16 protein-coding genes are annotated in these 19,333 nt (G+C 63.8%); 4 read left to right on the top strand and 12 right to left on the bottom strand.

From position 1 onward, the window contains the following. Positions 1-110: 110 nt before the first annotated feature. Positions 111-479 carry a hypothetical protein gene (locus J2W36_RS06415; RefSeq protein ID WP_307688865.1) on the bottom strand — a complete coding sequence of 123 codons (369 nt, stop codon included), beginning with the start codon at positions 477-479 and terminating at the stop codon, positions 111-113. Between the two features lie 302 nt (positions 480-781). Between J2W36_RS06415 and J2W36_RS06410 the strand changes: the two genes are divergently transcribed. Beyond that, positions 782-1,456, top strand: a complete 675-nt coding sequence (locus tag J2W36_RS06410; protein ID WP_307688864.1) for a hypothetical protein — start codon at positions 782-784, stop codon at positions 1,454-1,456. On the opposite strand, the gene J2W36_RS06405 is transcribed toward J2W36_RS06410, so the two are convergent. The 3 genes from J2W36_RS06405 to J2W36_RS06395 form a co-directional block, all read right to left on the bottom strand. Further along, positions 1,453-1,704: a hypothetical protein gene (locus J2W36_RS06405; protein WP_307688863.1), complete on the bottom strand. Its 252-nt coding sequence runs from the start codon at positions 1,702-1,704 to the stop codon at positions 1,453-1,455. The genes J2W36_RS06410 and J2W36_RS06405 overlap by 4 nt on opposite strands. 192 nt (positions 1,705-1,896) lie before the next feature. Continuing rightward, complete coding sequence (locus J2W36_RS06400) at positions 1,897-4,092, bottom strand: EAL domain-containing protein (RefSeq protein ID WP_307688862.1); 2,196 nt, start codon at positions 4,090-4,092, stop codon at positions 1,897-1,899. Positions 4,093-4,495: 403 nt separating this feature from the next. Next, positions 4,496-5,812 carry a lytic murein transglycosylase gene (locus J2W36_RS06395; protein ID WP_307688861.1) on the bottom strand — a complete coding sequence of 439 codons (1,317 nt, stop codon included), beginning with the start codon at positions 5,810-5,812 and terminating at the stop codon, positions 4,496-4,498. A 384-nt stretch (positions 5,813-6,196) separates the two neighbouring features. Between J2W36_RS06395 and J2W36_RS06390 the strand changes: the two genes are divergently transcribed. Next, positions 6,197-6,406: a hypothetical protein gene (locus tag J2W36_RS06390; protein WP_307688860.1), complete on the top strand. Its 210-nt coding sequence runs from the start codon at positions 6,197-6,199 to the stop codon at positions 6,404-6,406. A gap of 31 nt (positions 6,407-6,437) precedes the next feature. Here the strand turns inward: J2W36_RS06390 and J2W36_RS06385 are convergent, their stop codons facing one another. After that, on the bottom strand, positions 6,438-7,991 hold the full coding sequence (locus J2W36_RS06385) for a methyl-accepting chemotaxis protein (protein ID WP_307688859.1): 1,554 nt from the start codon (positions 7,989-7,991) through the stop codon (positions 6,438-6,440). A gap of 261 nt (positions 7,992-8,252) precedes the next feature. On the opposite strand from J2W36_RS06385, the gene J2W36_RS06380 reads away from it, so the two are divergent. After that, complete coding sequence (locus tag J2W36_RS06380) at positions 8,253-8,627, top strand: hypothetical protein (protein ID WP_307688858.1); 375 nt, start codon at positions 8,253-8,255, stop codon at positions 8,625-8,627. Positions 8,628-8,650: 23 nt separating this feature from the next. On the opposite strand, the gene mrdA is transcribed toward J2W36_RS06380, so the two are convergent. From mrdA to J2W36_RS06345, 7 genes are all read right to left on the bottom strand, one after another. Further along, the gene (mrdA, locus tag J2W36_RS06375) at positions 8,651-10,639 is read right to left on the bottom strand and encodes a penicillin-binding protein 2 (protein ID WP_307688857.1); all 1,989 of its coding nucleotides are present in this window, start codon (positions 10,637-10,639) and stop codon (positions 8,651-8,653) included. Between the two features lie 164 nt (positions 10,640-10,803). After that, positions 10,804-11,820 (bottom strand): TRAP transporter substrate-binding protein, encoded by a 1,017-nt coding sequence (locus J2W36_RS06370; protein ID WP_307688856.1) that lies wholly within the window; start codon positions 11,818-11,820, stop codon positions 10,804-10,806. 36 nt (positions 11,821-11,856) lie between these two features. Continuing rightward, entirely contained in the window at positions 11,857-13,137 is a 1,281-nt protein-coding gene (locus tag J2W36_RS06365; RefSeq protein ID WP_307688855.1) for a TRAP transporter large permease, read from the bottom strand. Further along, positions 13,134-13,700 (bottom strand): TRAP transporter small permease, encoded by a 567-nt coding sequence (locus J2W36_RS06360; RefSeq protein ID WP_307688854.1) that lies wholly within the window; start codon positions 13,698-13,700, stop codon positions 13,134-13,136. Before J2W36_RS06360 ends, J2W36_RS06365 begins: the two co-directional genes overlap by 4 nt. Beyond that, positions 13,697-14,146 carry a type II 3-dehydroquinate dehydratase gene (locus J2W36_RS06355; RefSeq protein ID WP_307688853.1) on the bottom strand — a complete coding sequence of 150 codons (450 nt, stop codon included), beginning with the start codon at positions 14,144-14,146 and terminating at the stop codon, positions 13,697-13,699. Before J2W36_RS06355 ends, J2W36_RS06360 begins: the two co-directional genes overlap by 4 nt. 21 nt (positions 14,147-14,167) lie before the next feature. Then, on the bottom strand, positions 14,168-15,175 hold the full coding sequence (locus J2W36_RS06350; RefSeq protein ID WP_307688852.1) for a TRAP transporter substrate-binding protein: 1,008 nt from the start codon (positions 15,173-15,175) through the stop codon (positions 14,168-14,170). Positions 15,176-15,288: 113 nt separating this feature from the next. After that, complete coding sequence (locus J2W36_RS06345; RefSeq protein WP_307688851.1) at positions 15,289-16,200, bottom strand: YihY/virulence factor BrkB family protein; 912 nt, start codon at positions 16,198-16,200, stop codon at positions 15,289-15,291. 316 nt (positions 16,201-16,516) lie between these two features. Here J2W36_RS06345 and J2W36_RS06340 point away from each other — a divergent pair, with 316 nt between their 5' ends. Beyond that, the gene (locus tag J2W36_RS06340; RefSeq protein WP_307688850.1) at positions 16,517-19,324 is read left to right on the top strand and encodes an ATP-binding protein; all 2,808 of its coding nucleotides are present in this window, start codon (positions 16,517-16,519) and stop codon (positions 19,322-19,324) included. Positions 19,325-19,333 lie beyond the last annotated feature (9 nt).

Raw genomic sequence — 19,333 nt, 5'->3', positions numbered from 1 at the left:
GGGGACGCCTTACACAGAGCCCCGGTTTACCGAAGGCCATTTTCCGGCCAAGCTCAGCCAGTTGAGTGGTCTGCGTGGCGCGCTCCGGCGCACGCTCGACCCCGGCCGGTTCAGGAAACCGCGTTGCGTGCCTCGATATGGCGGATTTCGTTCGCCAGCTTTTGCGATTTGCTGGAGCAGGCGGCGAGTTCCTGAGTCAGCCTCACGATCTCCACGCGTGCCCGAAGGTCGCCGCGATGATCCATGAAGAACTGCTCGGCAAACTCTTCAGTGATGGCTTCGAACTGCCCGCGTGGTGCACCTTGAAAGTCGCCGCTGTCGTTCCCTCCGTGTGCTTGAACGCCATCGGATGAATTCGTGGAGGCCAGTGTGTGGACTGCACTCAATCCGAGGTGGTTTCGTGTACGGGTCATGAACCGCGCCAACGTGTCTGGACACGGAGCGCCATCACAGGCGAAGCGAGGAGCTTGGAAGTTCATGAATTCGATCCTTGTCTTGGAGATGGCGGACACAGTGTGAAATGACTCGTGTATTACATGAGATGCCCGGCATCAGGGTGTCACGCGCTTGTGAACAGTCAGCCGATATGAATTATGCTAACGGCCTATACCGCATCAGCCAAAAGATAATAGATTTTCAACAAATCAGGTTCTGCCGTTAGTCCATTTAATAATTTGCTCTCCTTATCAAATAGGCGAAATGGCAGACCACCACCCCTGAGTTCAGCGCTTTGCGACACAGAGGATCAACCTAGCATGATGTCTTTTGCGTCAACCACCGAATGCCCACCTTGCTACCGCCGGAGCCGTGCCAGCTCTGGATCGCATCCGCCGCCACGTGCGTACAGACCGGCGACTGGTCGGGATGGTTCCACGTCGTCGCCAGTGTGGTGGCCATCGTCGGCGTGTTTTTGTGGAGCGAGCAGCGTGCGCGAGCATGGCGCCGGGCCGACGGTATGGCCGAGATCGCGGCCGAAGAGCGACGCGCCGACACGGTGCTGGCCGTGGCCAGAGGTGCCACAGAGCGTGCAGAACGCATGGGCGTGCTGTTCGAAGGCGACCATGTCGACATGAACGTGCTTTTCGATCGTTACGACGAATCGATCCTGAGCAGCCTCATGGGCACATTGGACTCAGTGCCCGTGCACGAAATCGGCTCTGCACGCGCGGCGGCCGCGCTGCTGGACATGCGCGACACCGTGCGCCTGCTGCGCAAGACCATTCAGACCGGGCTGGAGACGCGGCGCAATGCCAGCATCGTGGAGGCCGGCGGCCGCCCTCAGTTCGACGCGGTTTTTTGCAAGAGCGTACGCGACCAAGTGTCGCGTGCCAGCGATGCCTTTGGCGTTCTGCAGGCGATCGTGGTCAGTGATCGACGTGCACGCAGGGGCGAGACGGCCAACACCGATGAAGGAGACGAAACGCCCAACAACGGGCAGGTGGGTGAAACAGGCTAGGCCGAAACGTCGTTGCGCTCGACGGGCTCCATGCTCGCCGCGGAGGTCATCGAATGCCCAGCCGAATTGGACATGTAAACAACGCTCATGCGCCGCGCTGCATCGACCTTGCGCTTGGACGCCAGGAATTGTTGACGGCACTGCCTGCAATAGTAGAACCGCACGAACGGAATCCATCGCATCCAGAAGCTCCTCGGGATGCGTTCGAGCTCTCTGAACTCACACGCACAACCCATCAGCTTGCTCATAGCAGATTCCATAAAACGTTGAGGCCAAAAACCCTGGCCTGACAACGGCGATTCTGATCCTGATTTGTGACAAATGTCACGCGACGTTTGAAAATCGGGAATGATGCCGATTGACTGTCGGCTTTTTCCTACGTAGGTGGCGAGGTCAGCTTCCGAGCAGGAAGCAGTGGCACGCAGGTGCCCTCGGGAAAATCAAAAAATACCTTGCGTGTCACCGATCGACGTCGCACCAGGCTGAATGGCCGACAGCGAAAGCGATGATGTCAACGGCGACGGCGACTGCACCGCCTCGCCCTGCGCATAGTCCACGCCAATGGCACGCAGCTGGCGCACCACATCGTCTGACTCGGCATGTTCCGCGATGGTCTGGAAGCCCATCAGATGACCCACGCGGTTGATGGTTTCGACCATGGTTCGGTCTGCCCGGTCGTGGACCATGTTGCGCACCAGGCTACCGTCGATTTTCAGGTAGTCGACGGGCAGTTTCTTCAAGTACGCCAGAGAGCTCGAACCGATGCCGAAATCATTGAGCGCGAAGGTGAACCCCAACGAACGAACGGCACCCATGAACTGGGTCGCCTTGAGCATGTTGTTGATCGCCGCCTTTTCGGTGATCTCGAAGCTCAGCGCGCCTTGCGGCAGTTCGTGGCGCAACGACAGATCGCGCAGGAACTTGAACATCCCATCGGAATTGAGCGTGGTGCCCGACAGCTTGATGCAGCAGGTCAGCGGCTCGCCCAGCATCACCGCCAGTTCCCGATACCGCGAGAACACAGCGCCAATGACCCAGCGGTCCAACGACGGCATCAGGTTGTAGCGCTCCGCCGCAGGCAGGAAAGTCTCCGTATCGGTGACTTCGCCGTTCTCGTCGAGCAAACGCAACAAGATCTGGATGTGTCTGCGTTCAAACTTGTCGGACCGCAGATTGGCGTAGGGCTGGTAATAAAGCACCAGTCGCTTTTCCTCGACGGCACTGGCCAGCCGGGCGGCCCAGTGCACCTCGCTGCGATGCTTGGTGAGATCGCGATCGCTGTGGCGGTACACGCACACCCGGTTGCGGCCCTGCTGCTTAGCGAACTCGCATGCCGTATCGGCCGCATTGAACGCGTCCGACCGCGTCCCCGTGTCCGCACTCACGCCGACCAGTCCTGCGCTGGCACTCACGGAGAGGTCACGACCATCCCAGCGGAACCGGTGCCGCGACAGCAGTGCAAGCAGGTCTTCGATGATCAGCTTGGCCTGCTCGACCGTGCGTCCTTCGAAAAGGATGCCGAACTCGTCGCCCCCCAGGCGGGCGACGCTGCAGGAGCTGAACAGGTTTTCCTGCAGCAGATCTGCCATCTGTTTGAGCAACGCATCGCCTGCCGCATAGCCACAGGTGTCGTTGATGATCTTGAACTTGTCCAGATCCAGGTGGCACAGTGCATGCGGCTGCCCCAGTGTCTGCAGGCTGAGCAGCGCGGCATCGACCCGGATTTCGAATTCGGCCCGGTTGATCAGGCCAGTGAGTGCGTCATGTGTCGCAGCCCAACTGATGCGCTGCGCCATGCGCCGCATGCCACTGACATCGCGGAAGACCATCACACCACCGGTCACGTCGCCGCCCTCGCTGCGAATGGGCGCGGCCGACTCCTCGATGGCCAGCGACGATCCGTCGCGCCGGAACAGCGCGACATCCTGGCCGCTGAATGCGCAGAAGCGACCTTCGCGCATCGCCTGCTTCACGCGTGGCGCGATCGCTTGCATCGTGCTTTCGTCGGCCAGCGCGCAGACCTCATTCAAGAGCTTGCCCCGTGCCTCAGCCAGCGTCCATTGCGTCAGGCGCTCGGCCATCGGATTGAGATACTCGACGCGCTCATTGGCGTCGATGGTGATGACGGCGTCCCCAATCGACTGAAGCGTGACGCGGGCACGCTCCTGCTCGTCATACATTGCCGAAACGATGCTTCGGTACTTGGCGAGCAGTTGCCGAAGCGCAGTCAATACCACCGCTGCCACCACCAAACCGAGCAGAGCAGCGATGCCGGACTCCATCAGCAGGCCGCGCAACGAACGCTGAACCACGACACGCCCGACTGGCACCCCTGCTTCGAACAGAGGCACTGAGCGCGACATCACCGGCCACGCGACTGCGCTGCGCGACGCGACGATCGTTTCTCCTTCATCGGACACGATGGCCGCGCGCTCATCGGCTGGCTCCATGGGCAAGCGGACCAACAGTTCCTGCAGACGGTGCTCATCGAAGCGCCACATCTGCGGCGCCCGGTTGATGGCCTGCGTGATGACCTCGCCGCGGAACGCGGCCTTGGTCTGAAGTGCAGCAGCAGCCGACCCGTAACAGACGGAGAAATAAGTCAACGGCAAGCCAACGACCAGCACGATCATCATTGCCAGGACAAGCGTCCGAAGCACACGCTCAGCAAACAAGGAAGCAAGACAACCGCCATCGGCGGCCGGGGAGGGACGTATCGGACCGAATTTCACTTTGGCGCGGGGGGTTGCGCCGGCAACGCGCCGACCGACGTTTCAATGCTTCCGGTGGCGCAGGCAGGACCCGTGCTCGCACACGTCGTCCGCACACCCCCCTCCGACCCCATTGAAAAAATTGTGCGCATAATTGACTTTAGACCACATTTTTGACGATCTTTTACATAGCGTACAGCCAAAAGCTTCCCGTACGACTCTCCACAGTCCGTGAAGACCGGCTTGGCATCCTGGCAATTCGCTGAAAAGAGGCGCAAAACCCTGTACATACAGACAGGGTTGCGTCCATGAACGCTGCTTCAGTGGCTCAAGACGCGCTCAGTCGTTCGAGCAACTCCACCGTCGGGTAGCCGTCGGCCGGCAGGCCAAGGCTGCGCTGGTACTTGCGCAAGCCATCGCGCGTCGATGGCCCCATCATCCCGTCGGGGGAGCCGCTGTCGAAGCCGAGCTGATTCAGACGGGTCTGCAGTGCCAGCACCTGCGCGCGCGACAGCACCTGCTGCTCGCGCGGCCATGCGGCGACCACCCCGGGTCCGCCGGCCAGGCGTTGGGATAGGAGGCTCACTCCCAACGCGTAGCTGTCCGAACTGTTGTAGCGAAGGATCGCGCGGAAGTTCCGTCCGACCAGAAACGCCGGTCCCCGCGCGCCGGCGGGCAAGAGAACGGATGCGTCGGCCAACTCAGGCAATGCGGCACCGCCCATGCCTCGCACGCCCTCGGCAGCCCATTGGGCGCTCGCCTGACGCACAACGCGATCTGCGCGCGCATAGTCGAATCCGGCGGGCAACTGCACTTCGGCGCCCCAGGCCTCGCCTGGCTGCCAGCCTGAGCGCGCCAGGTAGTTGGCCGTCGATGCCAGGACGTCGGCCATGCTGCCCCAGATATCACGACGCCCGTCGCCGTCAGCATCTACCGCATAGGCCAGAAAGCTGGAAGGCAAAAACTGGGTCTGACCCATCGCTCCCGCCCAGGAGCCGATCATCTGGGCATGATGGATGTCGCCGCTGTCGATGATCTTCAGTGCGGCCATCAGTTGGTCGCGAGCCCAAGCTTGGCGCCGGCCTTCGAAGCCCAACGTGGCCAGCGCATCGATAGTGGGAATGTTGCCGTAGTTGCCGCCGTAGTTGCTCTCCATGCCCCAGATCGCGACAACCGTGGCGGCGGGTACGCCGTAACGCGCTGCAGCCGCATCGGCCTGGGTCCGAACCTGTGCCAACTTCTGCTCGCCGAGCGCCACGCGCTGCGGCGATACCGCGGCATCCAGATAGTCCCAGACACTGCGTGTGAACTCCGGCTGGGCCCGATCAAGTTCGATCACGCGGGGGAGATAACGCACGTCATCGAAGGCATCGCGCAACGCGGACTCGCCAATGCCTGCGCCGCGCGCCTGCGCACGCACGTCGCTCACCCAATCCGCGAATCCGGCAGGCGTTACGTTGCGTGCGCTTTCTCCGCCGGGAGCCACCGGCGCGGAAGCCGGCTGCAGCGCGGTTTGTGTGGCGACCGTCTGGCGTGGAAGGTCAAGCGGCGCAGCCGCAGGAGGAGATGCGCAACCGGCCACCAGGCCAAGCAACGCCACGGCCCCGGAAAACACTGGCAGGAGAAACAAACGTGGGATGGGCATCTGCCCATTGTCCAGCTTGCGGGATGGCCCTGAACGGCACCCCTTTCCACCTCAAGTGAAACTAATTGTTATCTATGTAATTCTGCCACGATTGCGCATTAATGTGACTTTTTGGCACATATTTTCAATACAACGCCTTCACGGCGACAGGGATTGGCATGTTTATTTTGACTCGATGCCGGTGCGGTGCACAGCACCTCAATCGCATACCTCGACGGTGGTGGATGAGATGGTGGCCAGGACGTGCGCTCTATGCATGCACTTCCTGTGGGAAAGTTCAGTTGGTCTCGCAGCGCACGGTAGAAGCGGAATATCGCGCGTTCCATCAGTGAGTGAACGCACCGCCGCCTCAATTTCTACGAAATCCGTCCCTAAAGTGAACGTATGAAGCACACGCACGACTCCCACTTCGCGCCGATGCCTGAGTTCGTCGACGACGAATGCAGCGGCATCGCGCAAGGTGCCGCAAAGACGTGTCCTGCCACGTCCGGGGTCGAGGTGCGACCCACCGTTGCGTTGCCGATCGGCCTCCGGCACCCGGCGCTGCCGCGCCTGTCGCATCGATCGCATTTTTCAACCGTGAATCCGGGCTGAACGCGGCGCCAATACCGCAAAGCCTCGGGGATCAGGCAATGAGCTTGAAGCTGCCGATGGCACGCGAGAGGTTGCCGGCTTGATCCTTCAGACTCTGCGTTGCCGCGGTGGATTCCTCGGCCAGCGCCGAATTCTGCTGCGTCATGTTGTCGAGTTGACCGATGGCCTGGTTCACCTGACCGATGCTCTGGCTCTGCTCGACCGCCGTGGCACTGATTTCACCGATGATGTCGGCCACGCGGCCCACGGACACCACGATCTCACCCATGGTCGAGCCGGCTTCCGCCACCAGACGCGCACCCGATTCGACCTTGACGACGCTCTCGCCGATCAAGGCCTTGATCTCGCGGGCGGCCTGCGCTGAACGCTGGGCGAGGTTGCGCACCTCGCTGGCCACCACGGCGAAGCCGCGGCCCTGCTCGCCAGCGCGCGCCGCCTCCACCGCCGCATTGAGCGCAAGGATGTTGGTCTGAAAGGCGATGCTGTCGATCACGCCGATGATGTCGCCGATCTTGCGCGATGACGCCGCAATATCATCCATGGTGGACACCACCTCGGCGACCACCTTGCCGCCCCGCGACGCCACGTCCGATGCAGAGGTCACCAACTGGTCGGCCAGCCGTGTCGATTCGGCACTCTGGCGCACCGTGTCGGTGAGCTGGGCCATGGTCGACGCCGTCTGTTGAAGATTCGACGCCGCCTGCTCGGTGCGCGCCGACAGGTCATGGTTACCGTCGGCAATTTCGGTGGTCGCGGTGGTGATCGACTGGCTGACCGTCTGTACGCTGTTGACCAGTTCGGCCAGCTTGCCCTGCATCGTACTCAGATCGCCCAACAGCACCTGCACTTCGTCGCGGCCGGTGCTGCGCGGTACAGGGGTGGTCAGATCGCCTGCCGATACACGCTCGGCCATGCGCGAGGCCGCGGCCAGGGGTTGCACGATCGAGCGCAGCAGCACCCAGCCGCACCAAACGCTCAATGCCAGTGCCAGCGCCATACCCAACGAGAGCATGGCGATGCCAGCCTGCTCGCTGTCGCGAGCCGCCAGTCGAGCGGCCTCGACGCGGCCCGCCTGGTACACAGCCAGGTCGTCGACTGCCTTGGCGTAACTGTCGGCTGCCGTGCGCAATTGGGTCTGAATGACATCGGCACCCACCTGCTCGCCCGCTGCCTTTCGTTTGACCAGCGCATCGCGCGCCTTGCGAAAGGCATCGCCGACCTGGTCGATACGGTCGAAGAGGGCGGCAGTCGGCGCATCGTCGGCGAGTTTCTCCAGTGACTTGCGCACCACATCCGAGCGCGCCGAGGTGATCTTGCGATCGGCATTGATGCGCGCAGCCAGCGCCTCGTCGTTCGTCTGCAGCAGCACCTCGGCTCGGCTCGAACTCAGTACGACGATCGCATGCAGTTCACGCGCCAGCAATGCGCGCTGCGACGACGCACCGCCCAGGTCGTCCGCGATGTCCTGAAGCCGTTGCAGACGCCAGATGCCGACGCCAGCCGCAATCGAGGTGATCAACAGCACCAGCCCGAACGCCATGACAAGACGAGGAGCGAGGCGCATGCGGTTCAGGACGTTTTTCATGGAAATCAGACAGGGCAGGGCGCAGCAAACGGGCTGCCCTTGTCTATCGGCCGCCAGGGTGATTTCCTGAATGGCAACAAGCACCACAGCAAGGAAACTTGCCGGGGTGGAGGGGCGGCAGGCCCTCAAAGGCCGTCATGATGGAGACCACATTGCGCTTTTTTCGCCCTGCTGAATCCAAACACGTGTCGGCGGCGTAGTCCAGGAAAGAGAGAAACGTATCAACCGCCGCATGCCCGGCATCCCCTGAAGGAGCGACCGATGAAAGACCTCGAACTCAAGCTCACGCCCACCGAGCGGGCCGCGATGATTCACAGCCTGGCGGAGTGGGCACCGGACCGGCGCGGGCAGCGCACGGGCCGCAGCCTTGAGCATTTCCTCAGCAGCGCACCCGACCGCGTGCGGCAATTGCACGCAGCGCTGATCGAAAACAAGCGCGCAGCGTTGCTGTTGCAGGACAGCGAGCTCGACCGCGCGCTGGTTTGCCACGTGGTCGAAAGTACCAGCTGGATCAGCATTCACGAAGGGCAGAGCCATCAGAAGCAAAGCTCCGCATTCGGTGCCCTGCAATCGGTGGCCGGTAAGGTGGAACAGGCGCTGGGCCTGAAGACGCCCTTGAAGGTCCCGTTGAAGTAGCCGCCTGAGGCGACATCACTCGTTCAGTCGCCAGCCGCAGGATCTGCGATGTCCGCACCAGCGCTGCGCGGTTCAACCTCACTGGCCAGCAGCGGCGTGCCCAGGGGCGCGCCCGACGTGCCCGCCTGCACGGCCGCCATGTCGGCTGCATTCGGATATTTGCCGTCGACCCAGTAGTCGAACACGCGCCGCACGATGGGTGCCGCGCTGGCGGCACCGAAGCCCGCGTTCTCGACGATGGCGGCAACGGCGATGGACGGGTCGTCGGCAGGGGCAAATGCCATGTAGAGCGCGTGATCCCGCTGCCGCGCATCGAGGGCTTTGCCACTCGCACGTGCCTTGGCGCTCAGGCCCACCGCCTGCGCAGTGCCGGTCTTGCCGCCCGAGGTGTAGGCCGAGCCAGCGAACACCCGCGTACCGGTCCCGCCTTGCGTCACGGCGACCATGGCGTTGCGTACCACGTCGACATTGCGCGCCGCGTAGCCCAGATCCTCGGCGGCCGGCCGCATGTGCTGCACGACCGCTCCGGTGACGGTGTCGTGGACCGCGCGCACCAGATGCGGCCGAAAGCGCACGCCGCCATGGGCCAGCGTTGCACTGGCCGATGCCAGTTGCAGCATCGTGAAGCTGTTGTAGCCCTGCCCGATGCCCAGCGAGATGGTCTCGCCCGCATGCCATTTCTTCTGCTCGGCACGCCGGTAGGCGTTGCGCTTCCAGCCGGTGCTCGGCAGCACGCCGCGCACCTCGCCCAACAGGTCGATGCCGGTGATCTGTCCAAATCCCAGCGGCGCCATGAAGTCGTGGATCATATCCACGCCCATCTCGTTGGCCAGCGAGTAGAAATAGGTGTTGCTCGAATGCTGGATCGCGCGGTTCATGTCGACGCCGCCCAGCCCGCCCGGATGACTCAGGAAATTGCGCCCGCCGAAGTGGTAATAGCCGGGGTCGTTCTCGATCTTCTGCGCGGTGCGCTTGCCCGTCTCCAGGGCCGCCAGGGCCATGAAAGGCTTGTACGTCGAACCTGGTGGGTACGTACCGCGCAGCGCACGGTTGAGCAGCGGGTTGTCGATCGATTCGCTCAGCGCCTTCCAGCTTTCGGTGTCGATGCCTCCCACGAAGAGATTGGGGTCGAAGGTCGGCTTGCTGACAAAGGCCAGCACTTCGCCCGTCCTCGGGTCGATCGCGACCAGCGCGCCGCGACGCTCGCCATACATGTCTTCCACCAGCTTCTGCAGCTTGATGTCGAGCGACAGCGTCAGGCTCTGACCGGGCACGGCGGGGTGGCGTGCGAGTTGACGCGTGGCGTGACCGCCAGCCGTGGTTTCCATCTGCTCGACGCCGGTCTGGCCATGCAGCACGCGCTCATAGCTCTGCTCGATACCGAGCTTGCCGATGTGGTCGGTGCCTCGGTAGTTGGCGCGTTCCTCATCCTCCCAGTCTTCCATTGCGACGGTCTCGCGCTGATTGATACGGCCGATGTAGCCGATGACGTGGGATGCGACCTCGCCCTGCGGATAGCTGCGCAACAGCCTTGCGTTGACCTCGACGCCTGGAAACCGGTAACGCTGGGCAGCGAAGCGCGCAACCTCCTCGTCGGTGAGTTGCGTACGCACCGGCACCGCGTCGAAGCTGCGGGAGTCCTGGCGCAGCTGGTGAAAGCGCCGCCGCTCCCGCGCATTGATCGGCACGACCTCGGCGAGCGCGTCCAGGGTGGCGTCCAGGTCGGCCGCCTTGCCGGCCTTGCCCGGCGTGATCTCGAGCGTGTAGGCCGCATAGTTGGACGCCAACACCACCCCGTTGCGATCGCGGATCAGGCCGCGGTGCGGCACGACCGGAACGATCGCGGTGCGATTGCTCTCCGCACGCTCGGCCAGCTCGGCATGGCGCACCACCTGCAGATAGGTCAAGCGCGCAGCGAGCAGCCCGAAGCACACGAGTACCACACCCACGACCACCAGCACGCGACGGCGAAAGCGGGACAGGTCGGCGGCGGCATCGCGGATTTCGGTCATTGGAAACAGGAGAGGGCGCTAAAGCGCGAACGGAACAGCCGCAAATGGTAGGGCAGCGCCCGCTCCGGGCGATCCGCAATGCCCCCTTTGCCGATGTTGCTGATGTTTGCCGCTGCTGCCGACGTGCGCCTGCCATTCGAGCTGTCGGCCCGAATCCGCCGATCCTACTTGCGCACCTTGGCGATCTCTGCGTTCAACTCCTTGAACAGATCACCACCGAGCGCGGCTGCATATTTGTCGGTGACGGGTTTGACCTTTTCGCGCAGCCTGGCGGTCTCGGCCGGCGACAGTTCAGACACCGTCATGCCGGCAGCCTTCAACGCCGCCAGCGCCTTGTCCGCCTCGCCGCGCGACACGGTGCGCTGGAACGCGGTGGCTTCGGCGGCCGCTTCTTCGATCACCTTGCGCTCCGCCGCGCTCATGGCGTCCCACAGCTTCTTGCTCACGATGAGCGCCTGTGGGTTGTAGATGTGCCGCGTCTGCGTCAGGTACTTCTGCACTTCGGCGAACTTGGACGACAGGATGGTGGTGTTGGGATTTTCCTGCCCGTCGACGGCTTTCTGGTCGAGTGCGGCGTATAGCTCGGGAAACGGCATCGGCGTCGCGTTGGCGCCGAGCGCCCCAAAGAGATCGATGTAGATCGGCGACTGGATCACACGGATCTTGAGCCCCGCAATGTCATCGGCCTTGGTGATGGGGCGCTTGCTGTTGGTCAGATTGCGAAAGCCCAGGTCCCAGTAGCCCAGGCCGTGCAGGCCGCGGTCTTCGAGCTTGGCGAACAGCTTGCTGCCAAAGGGGCCATCGGTCACGGCGTCGGCCTCTTTGGCGTCGTTGAAAAGGAAAGGAAGGTCATAGGCGGCGAACTCCTTGACCTGCGCCGTCAGGATGCCTGCGTTCAACACGGTGAGGTCGAGCGTGCCGCCCTGCAATGCAGAGACGGTCTGCAGATCGCCACCCAGGCTGCCGCCCGGGTAGAGCTTGACAGTGATCTTCTTGCCGGACTTCTCGGCCACCAGTTCCGCGAACTTCTGCGCGCCCTGCGCCTGCGGATGCCCGGCCTGGTTCTGAAAGGCAAACCTGAGCGTGCGCTCCTTGACCTGCGCGCTGGCAGACCAGACCGACAGGGCGGCCACGGCAGCCAAGCCGGCAATAGACAGGTGGCGCATCAGCGAAGCGTTCATGGATGTCTCCGGAGTCATGAATCTGGGGGGCTGGCGTCAGCCGGCAAAGAGCTTGGCAGGCCAGATCACCAGCCACGGGAACAGCACCATGACGAACATGATCCCGAACTCGGCAATCATGAAAGGCACGACGCCGCGCGTCACGTCGTCCATGGACATCCTTCCCACGCCGGCCACCACGTTCAGGACGGTGCCCACCGGCGGCGTCACCAGCCCGATGGAGTTGTTGATGATGAACATCACGCCGAAATACACCGGATCGATGCCCGCGGCGTTGACCACGGGCATCAGCACGGGCGTGAGGATCAGGATCGTGGGCGTCATGTCCATGGCGGTGCCCACCACCATCACCAGCACCATGATGGCGAGCATCAGCAGGATCTTGTTGTCCATGAAAGGCTGCAGCAGCCCGATCACCTTGGAAGGCAGGTCGGCCACGGTGATCAGCCAGGCGCTGACCATGGCTGCGGCAATCAAGAACATCACGACCGCGCTGGTCTTGGCCGCGCTCACGAAAATGCCGTAGAGATCGCGCCAGCTCAGCTCGCGATAGATCGCGGTCGACACGAACAGCGCGTACGCTGCAGCCACGACGGCCGCTTCCGTGGGCGTGAACACGCCCATGCGCAGCCCGACCAGGATGATCACGGGCAGCATCAGGGCCCAGAGCGCCTTGCGCAATGCCGTCATGACCTCCGCGCGTGACTTGCGCGGCGGCGGCACGATCTTCTCGCGGCGCACCAGCCAGGCCCAGGTCACCCACAGCGCGCCGCCGATGAGCAGGCCCGGCACGATCGCCGCAAGAAAAAGCTTGGAGATCGACACGTTCGCCGCCACCCCGAAAATCACCAACCCGATGCTCGGCGGGATCACGGGGCCGATCACGCCGGTCGCGGCGATCAGGCCGCCCGCACGGGCCTTGTCGTGTCCGGCGCTGACCATCATGGGCAGCAGCAGGGCGGTCAGCGCCGCAGCGTCGGCCACGGCCGAGCCCGAGAGTGCCGACAGCAGGCAACCGGCCATGATGGTCACGTAGCCCAGTCCGCCCTTGACGTGCCCGACCAGCGCCAACGCGAAGTCGACGATCCGCCGCGACAGCCCGCCCACGTTCATGATCTCGCCGGCCAGCATGAAGAAAGGCACCGCCAGCAAGGGGAAGCTGTCGGCGCCGCTGATCACGTTCTGCGCGAGGATCTGCGCGTCGAACAGGTCCAGATGCCACATCAGCATGACACCGCTGGCCAGCAGCGAGAACGCAATGGGAATGCCCAGCGCCATGGCCAGCAGCAGCGAGCCGACAAAAACAAGGATGGTCATGGCGCACGGCCCGGTGGTGGCGCGGCGTTCTCGCCGAGGATCTGCTGCAACTGAACGGCTTCTTCCGATTCCTGGACCATCACAAGGTCGGCATCGGAGAGCTGGCCGCTCAGCAACCGGTAGAGATCGAGCGCGAGGATGACGGCCGCGAGCACGGCGAAGACGACGCCGGCCGCGTAGACGATCGCCATCGACGCACCGGTGGTCGGCGCTGTCACGTCCCAGTTGATGCGCGCCTGCGCCAGGCTGCCCTGAAAGAGCAGCCAGACGATGTACAGCATGACGATGTGGCCGATGGCCAGGCAGGCTTTCTTGCCGGACGCCGGCAGCTTCTGCACCACCATGTCGACGCCCAGATGGCCGTGTTCCTTGAGCGCGACGACCGCGCCCAGGAACGTCATCCAGATGAAAAGCCAGCGCGAGACTTCTTCGGACACCGTGATGCCGGAATTGAAACCGTAGCGCAGCACGACGTTGCCGAACACCAGCACCACCATCACCGCCAGCATGAAGCCGATGACCGCCTCCAGCATCCTGCAGACCCGGTCGACCCAACGTGTCATGCGCGTTCCGCCGGTTCGCGCAGGGTTTCGACCAGGGCCCTTAGCGCGGCAAGGTAGGACTGCGGCCCCAGCCCCTGAATGGTGGCCTTGACTGCGGGCGAGATGATCGAATGGGCTCGCCATGTCTCGCGGGCCGCGATGTTCGACATGTGCACTTCGATCGTCGGGAATGGCATCGCCTTGATCGCATCGTGCAACGGCACACCGTGTTGCGTCAGGCCGGCTGGATTGACCAGCGCACCCTGCGCGGCATCGATGTGCGCGTGCAGAAAGTCGATGAGCGCGCCTTCGTGGTTGGACTGCAGCGTGAGCAGTTCGACCTGAAGTTCAGCGGCGAGCCGGGCCAGCCGCTCATTGATCTCGGCCAACGTGGTGCGGCCATAGATGTGCGGTTCGCGGCGACCGAACAGATTGAGATTGGGACCGTGCAGGACAAGGATTTTCATGGGGATTGCGTGCCTGCGCGTTCACTTGCGGATGCGTGCGAGTTCGTCGTTGTAGAGCTTCACCATCGCGGGGTCGTAGCTCGCGGCAAAGCGCTCGATCACCGGGCTCGCGATCTTGCGCATGCGCGCCTGCTCGGCCGCAGCGACTTCGTTGAACTGCAGCCCCTTGGCCTGCAACTCGCCCACCGCCTTCTGCGCAGCGGCGCGGCTGACCTGGCGTTGGTAGCTGCGCGCTTCGTTGGCGGCGTCCTTCATCATCTGCTGCTCTGCAGGCGTCAGGCCGTCCCAGAACTTCTTGCTCACCAGCACGATGTTCGCCGCGTAGACGTGGTTCGTGGCGCTGAGGAATTTCTGGACTTCAAAAAACTTGTTCGAGAGGATCACCGCATACGGGTTCTCCTGCCCGTCGACGGCCTTGGCCTCCAGCGCGCCATAGAGTTCGGCGAAAGGCATGGGCACCGGGTTCGCCTTGAAGGCCTTGAACGTGTCGAGAAACACCGGGTTCGGGATGACGCGGATCTTCAAGCCATCCAGGTCCTCCGCCTTGGCGATCGGCCGCTTGCTGTTGGTCACATTGCGAAAACCCAGGTCCCAGTAGCCCAGCGCCACCAGGCCTTTTTCTGGCAGCTTGGCGATCAGCGCCTGGCCCAGGGGCCCGTCGAGCAGGGCATCTGCCTGTTCGAATGTGCTCACGGCGAATGGAAAGTCGACCAGTCCGAATTCCTTGACGATGCCGGCCAGCGAGGTGGTCGCGGGCGCCGACATCTGCTGCACGCCGCCCTGCAGGGCCGACTGCTGCTGCATCTCGTTGCCCAGCTGGGACGCAGGAAACTCCTGGACCTTCATGCGGCCACCGCTCTTGGCTGCAAGCAGCTCAGCGAAACGCTTGACGCCGAAACTCACGGGATGGTCGGCGTTGTTGAGGTGCCCAAAGCGGATCACCCTGTCTTGCGCCTGTTGTGCTGAGGCGGGCAGCATCAGCGAAAAAGTCAGCCCGAGGGCGACGCCAAGGCGGTGTACGGTGCGCATGGAAATTTCTCCGGAAGGGTGCAAGGGACCGCGCGCAAACGCAGGTCCAGGGATGCGCCGAATCTTAGGGAGAAACTGGAATATGTTTCCACAGTGGAAACCCTTGGCGATTATCAGCGCTGCGTGCCGGGCTGCGCCTCTGCCCGGCGACGGGTCTTCTCATGCAGCACGGCATTGATCTCGGCACCGAAGATCAAGGTGGTTGCGCTGATATAGAGGAAGACCAGCGTTGCGACCACCCCCGCAAAGCTGCCGTACAGCAAGGCCAGCTTGCCGGCGCTTCGCAGCGTGTAGGACAGCGTGGCCGCCGTGGCCACCCAGAGTGCTGCACCGACCAACGCGCCCGGCACCACGGTGTACAGGCGCTGGCGGATGTCGGGAAGCCAGCCGTAGAGCAGGGCATACAGCACCGTCAGTGCCACGAAGGCCGAGCCGTAGCGCACGCTGTTGCGCAGCCAGAGCACCTCCTGCCCGACACCCACATTGGTCTCCAGCAGCCGCCACAGGTACGGCATGATGATCACCGAGCTGAAGGCGGCCACGATGCCCCCGCCCACGATCACCGTGAACAGCGTGACCTTGATGCGCGCCTTCCAGAACGGCAGTCCACGCTCGATGCCGTAGGAGCGGTTCAGCGCCGAGCGCACCGCTTGCATACCCGACGACGCCGTCCACAGCGTGGCGACCAGACCGATCGTCAGCAGCGCCTGGTTGCGCTGGGCAAGCACCTGCTGAATGACCGGCTGCATCGCATCGCGCACCAGCTGCGGCGTGTAGCCCATGACGCGGTCGGCCAACGCCGCAGCATCGCCGGGCTGGCCGATATAGCCGGCCGCAGCCGATACCAGAAGCAGCAGCGGAAACATGGCAAGTACCGACGAAAACGCGAGGCTCCCGGCCTGGTTGGCGCTCTGGTGCATCACGTAATTGCGGATGGCCAGCAGCAGCACGCGCAGTCCGGGTGTGGCCATCGTGGCCTGCCGCACGCGGTGCCACACACCCGCGAGCCGCTTCATGTGCCGCATGGCGATTGCATTCCGCAGGCAGCCGGCCATAGGGCGTTGAATCGGCAGCACAAAAGGTTCATGGTCAACCATGGTACCGCGCGCATGAAAGCATGCATGCGGTCCAAGGACACCTCGATTTATAAAATACAATGTATCTTATGTTAATAAATAAAAAAGGGCTGCGCCACTTATCGGGACATGTGTGGCTTGAAGTGCACGCGCGGTTTCCACTGCGGCGTCACAATCCCTGCTTTTATCTGTCAGCCCATTTTTCCTCTGGGCTGCGGTGCCGCGCAGGACGCCACCGCTCAACCGACCGACCCAATCCTCGCTGATGCGTGCCTTCAATTTTTCAAGCCGCGTGCTGCTCGTCGCACTGGCGGGCATCGTGCCGTTTGCCGTGCTCTCCGGCGTGGCACTGTACGGTCTGATTGCCGAGCAACGCGCGCAGTCGCTGGCGTCGACCCTGGGCGTTGCGCGCACCGTTGCGACCGCTATCGACGGTGAACTGCGTATGACCGTCTCCTCGCTGCAGGCGATCACACTGGCCAGTCCAGCCAGCGGCGAATCGCTCGCTTCGCTGGCCAACACCCATGCGCTTGCATCAGCCATGCGCGCGTCGCAACCGAACTGGCGGAACATCCTCATGGCGGCGCCCGATGGTTCGGGCATCTTCAGCACCGAGCGTCCTTTCGGCGTGCCGATCGAGCGGGCCGTCGACATGGACAGCCTGGCCCTGACCGTTCGCACCGGCCAGCCGGTTGTCGGTTCGCTGACCCTGCGCCCTGGCGGCCGGCTGAGCTTCCCCGTGCGCGTTCCAATTTTGCGCGACGGCTCCGTACGGCGCGTGCTCACCGCAGTGGTGGCGCCCGAAGCGATCTCCGCCGTGCTCGCGCGGCAACAGATTCCCGAGGGCTGGACGGTGTCTGTGTTCGACTCGATGCGCACAGGCGTGGCCCGCTCGCGCAACGAAACCAATTTCAGAGGCCAGCCGCCCAGCGCCGCCGTGAGCGCGTTGATCGACACCATGAGTTCCCGCGAGGACCTGCTCAGCTCTGCCGAGAACCCCGATGGCGTACAGGTGCAGACGGCGCTGGTGCGCATGACCTCGGCGCCCTGGGTGGTGGTCATCGGCGGCGCCACGTCGACGGCCAACGCCACCCTGGTGCGCACGTTGCTGCTCAGCGGCGCCGGCTTGGTGCTGTCGTTGTTCCTCAGCGGCTTTGCGGCCTGGTGGACGTCGCGCACGATCACCCGTCCGATACGGCAGTTGCGCGACAGCGCTGCCGCACTCGGGCGGGGCGCGGTGGTCACGGTCCAGCGTTCGGGCATCGTCGAGATCGATGCAGTGGCCAGCGCGCTGGGGCTCGCCGGCATCGAGCGCACGCGCCGCGAAGCCGAACGCGACGACCTGCTGCTGGCCGAACGCCAGGCACGTTCGGACGCGCAAGCCGCCGAGCGCCGGATCGGATACCTTATGCACGCGAGCTCGATGCTTTCCAAATCGCTGGAAGAAAGTTCCACGCTGCATGCGATTGCCGATGTGCTCGTGCCGGAGTTTGCGGACGCCTGCCGCATCGACCTGCTCGACGAAAACGATGAGCTGCAGCGCAAGCTCACTCGCCATTTCAACCCCCGGCGCAGTGCTGAGATCCAGCACGAAGTCAATAGCCGGCACAAGGCGCCGCCTGACGTGCCCGGCTTTTTTCCCCACGCCGTGGCCACCGGCGAGGTTTTTCTGCAGAACTTCTCCAAAGCCGATCTGTCCGACATCGAGGACGCGACATTCCGCGACTTCGCACGGGCCATGCGCATGACCGCGCTGTGCGTGGTGCCGCTGGTCGCACGGGGCCGCACCATAGGTGCGATGGCCGTGATTCAGGCGGAGTCGAAGCGGCGCTTCACGGCCGACGACCGCATCCTGATCGGCGAAATCGCCCAGCGCGTCGCGCTCGCGCTGGACAACGTGCGGCTGTTCGCACAGGCCCGCAGCGCGCAGCAGCAGGCCGAGCTTGCGAGCCAGTCGAAAGACGAATTCCTGGCCATGCTCGGCCACGAACTGCGCAACCCCCTGGCACCGATCGCACTGGCGCTGGAGGTGATCACGCGGCGCGGCGATGCCGCATTTCCACGCGAGCGCCAGATCATCGAACGGCAAGTCGGACACCTCACGCACATCGTCGACGACCTGCTCGACGTGGCGCGCGTGCTGTCGGGCAAGTTCGTGCTGAAGATGGAACCCGTCGACATGCGCGAGGTGGTTTCGCGAGCGCTCGAGCTCACGCGCCTTACCTTGCAAAGCCGCGCGCGCAAGCCTGTACTGTCGCTGCCCTCCTCGCCCGTCATGGTTCAGGGCGACGAGGTCCGCCTGGCGCAGATCGTCTCCGCGCTACTGGACAACGCGGCCAAGTTCACTGAGCCGTGGCAGGCCATCACAGTGAAGCTGGAGGTTCATGCCCATGAAGCGGAACTGGTCGTGGCCGATACCGGCATCGGCATTGCACACGATCTGCTGGCCCACGTGTTCGATCGCTTCGTGCAAGGCGAGCAGCATCTGCAGCGCGCCGGCGGGGGCCTCGGGCTCGGCTTGTCGATCGCGCAAAGTCTGGTTCAGCTTCATGGCGGCAGCATCCGCGCAGAAAGTGCAGGTCCGGGCGAAGGGGCTGTATTCACGGTGCGTATTCCGCTGGCGAACACCGAAGTCCGCAAGGCCCTGCCCGCCGCCCCGACGCCCGGACCGGTACCGTCGACGGCGCCTCTGACGGCGCCTCTACGTCTCTTGCTGGTCGACGACAACAAGGACCTGGTCGCCTTGCTCGGAGACTGGTTCCGGCTGGAGGGTCACGCGGTGCGCACCGCTCATAGCGCCGAAGAAGCGCTTGCGCTGCTCTATCAAGCGCCCGCGGATGCGGCCATCTTCGACATCGGCCTGCCGGGCATCAGCGGCTACGAACTGGCCCGACGCATGCGCGCCAACGAGCGATGGCGCAGCATGGTGCTGATTGCACTGACCGGTTACGGTCAGGAGACCGACCGCCAGGAGGCACTGGCCGCGGGCTTCGATGCCCATTTCCCCAAACCTGCCGCCGTCGAAGCGATGGCTGCGGAGCTGCAGCGGCTGGTCAACCGCACCACCACCTGACTGCGGCCC

It is taken from the genome of Variovorax ginsengisoli (genome assembly GCF_030811835.1).
In the GTDB taxonomy this organism is placed as follows: domain Bacteria; phylum Pseudomonadota; class Gammaproteobacteria; order Burkholderiales; family Burkholderiaceae_C; genus Variovorax; species Variovorax ginsengisoli_C.
Note: the sequence above shows the minus strand (reverse complement) of the source record. Positions and strands in the feature narration are given on the sequence as shown.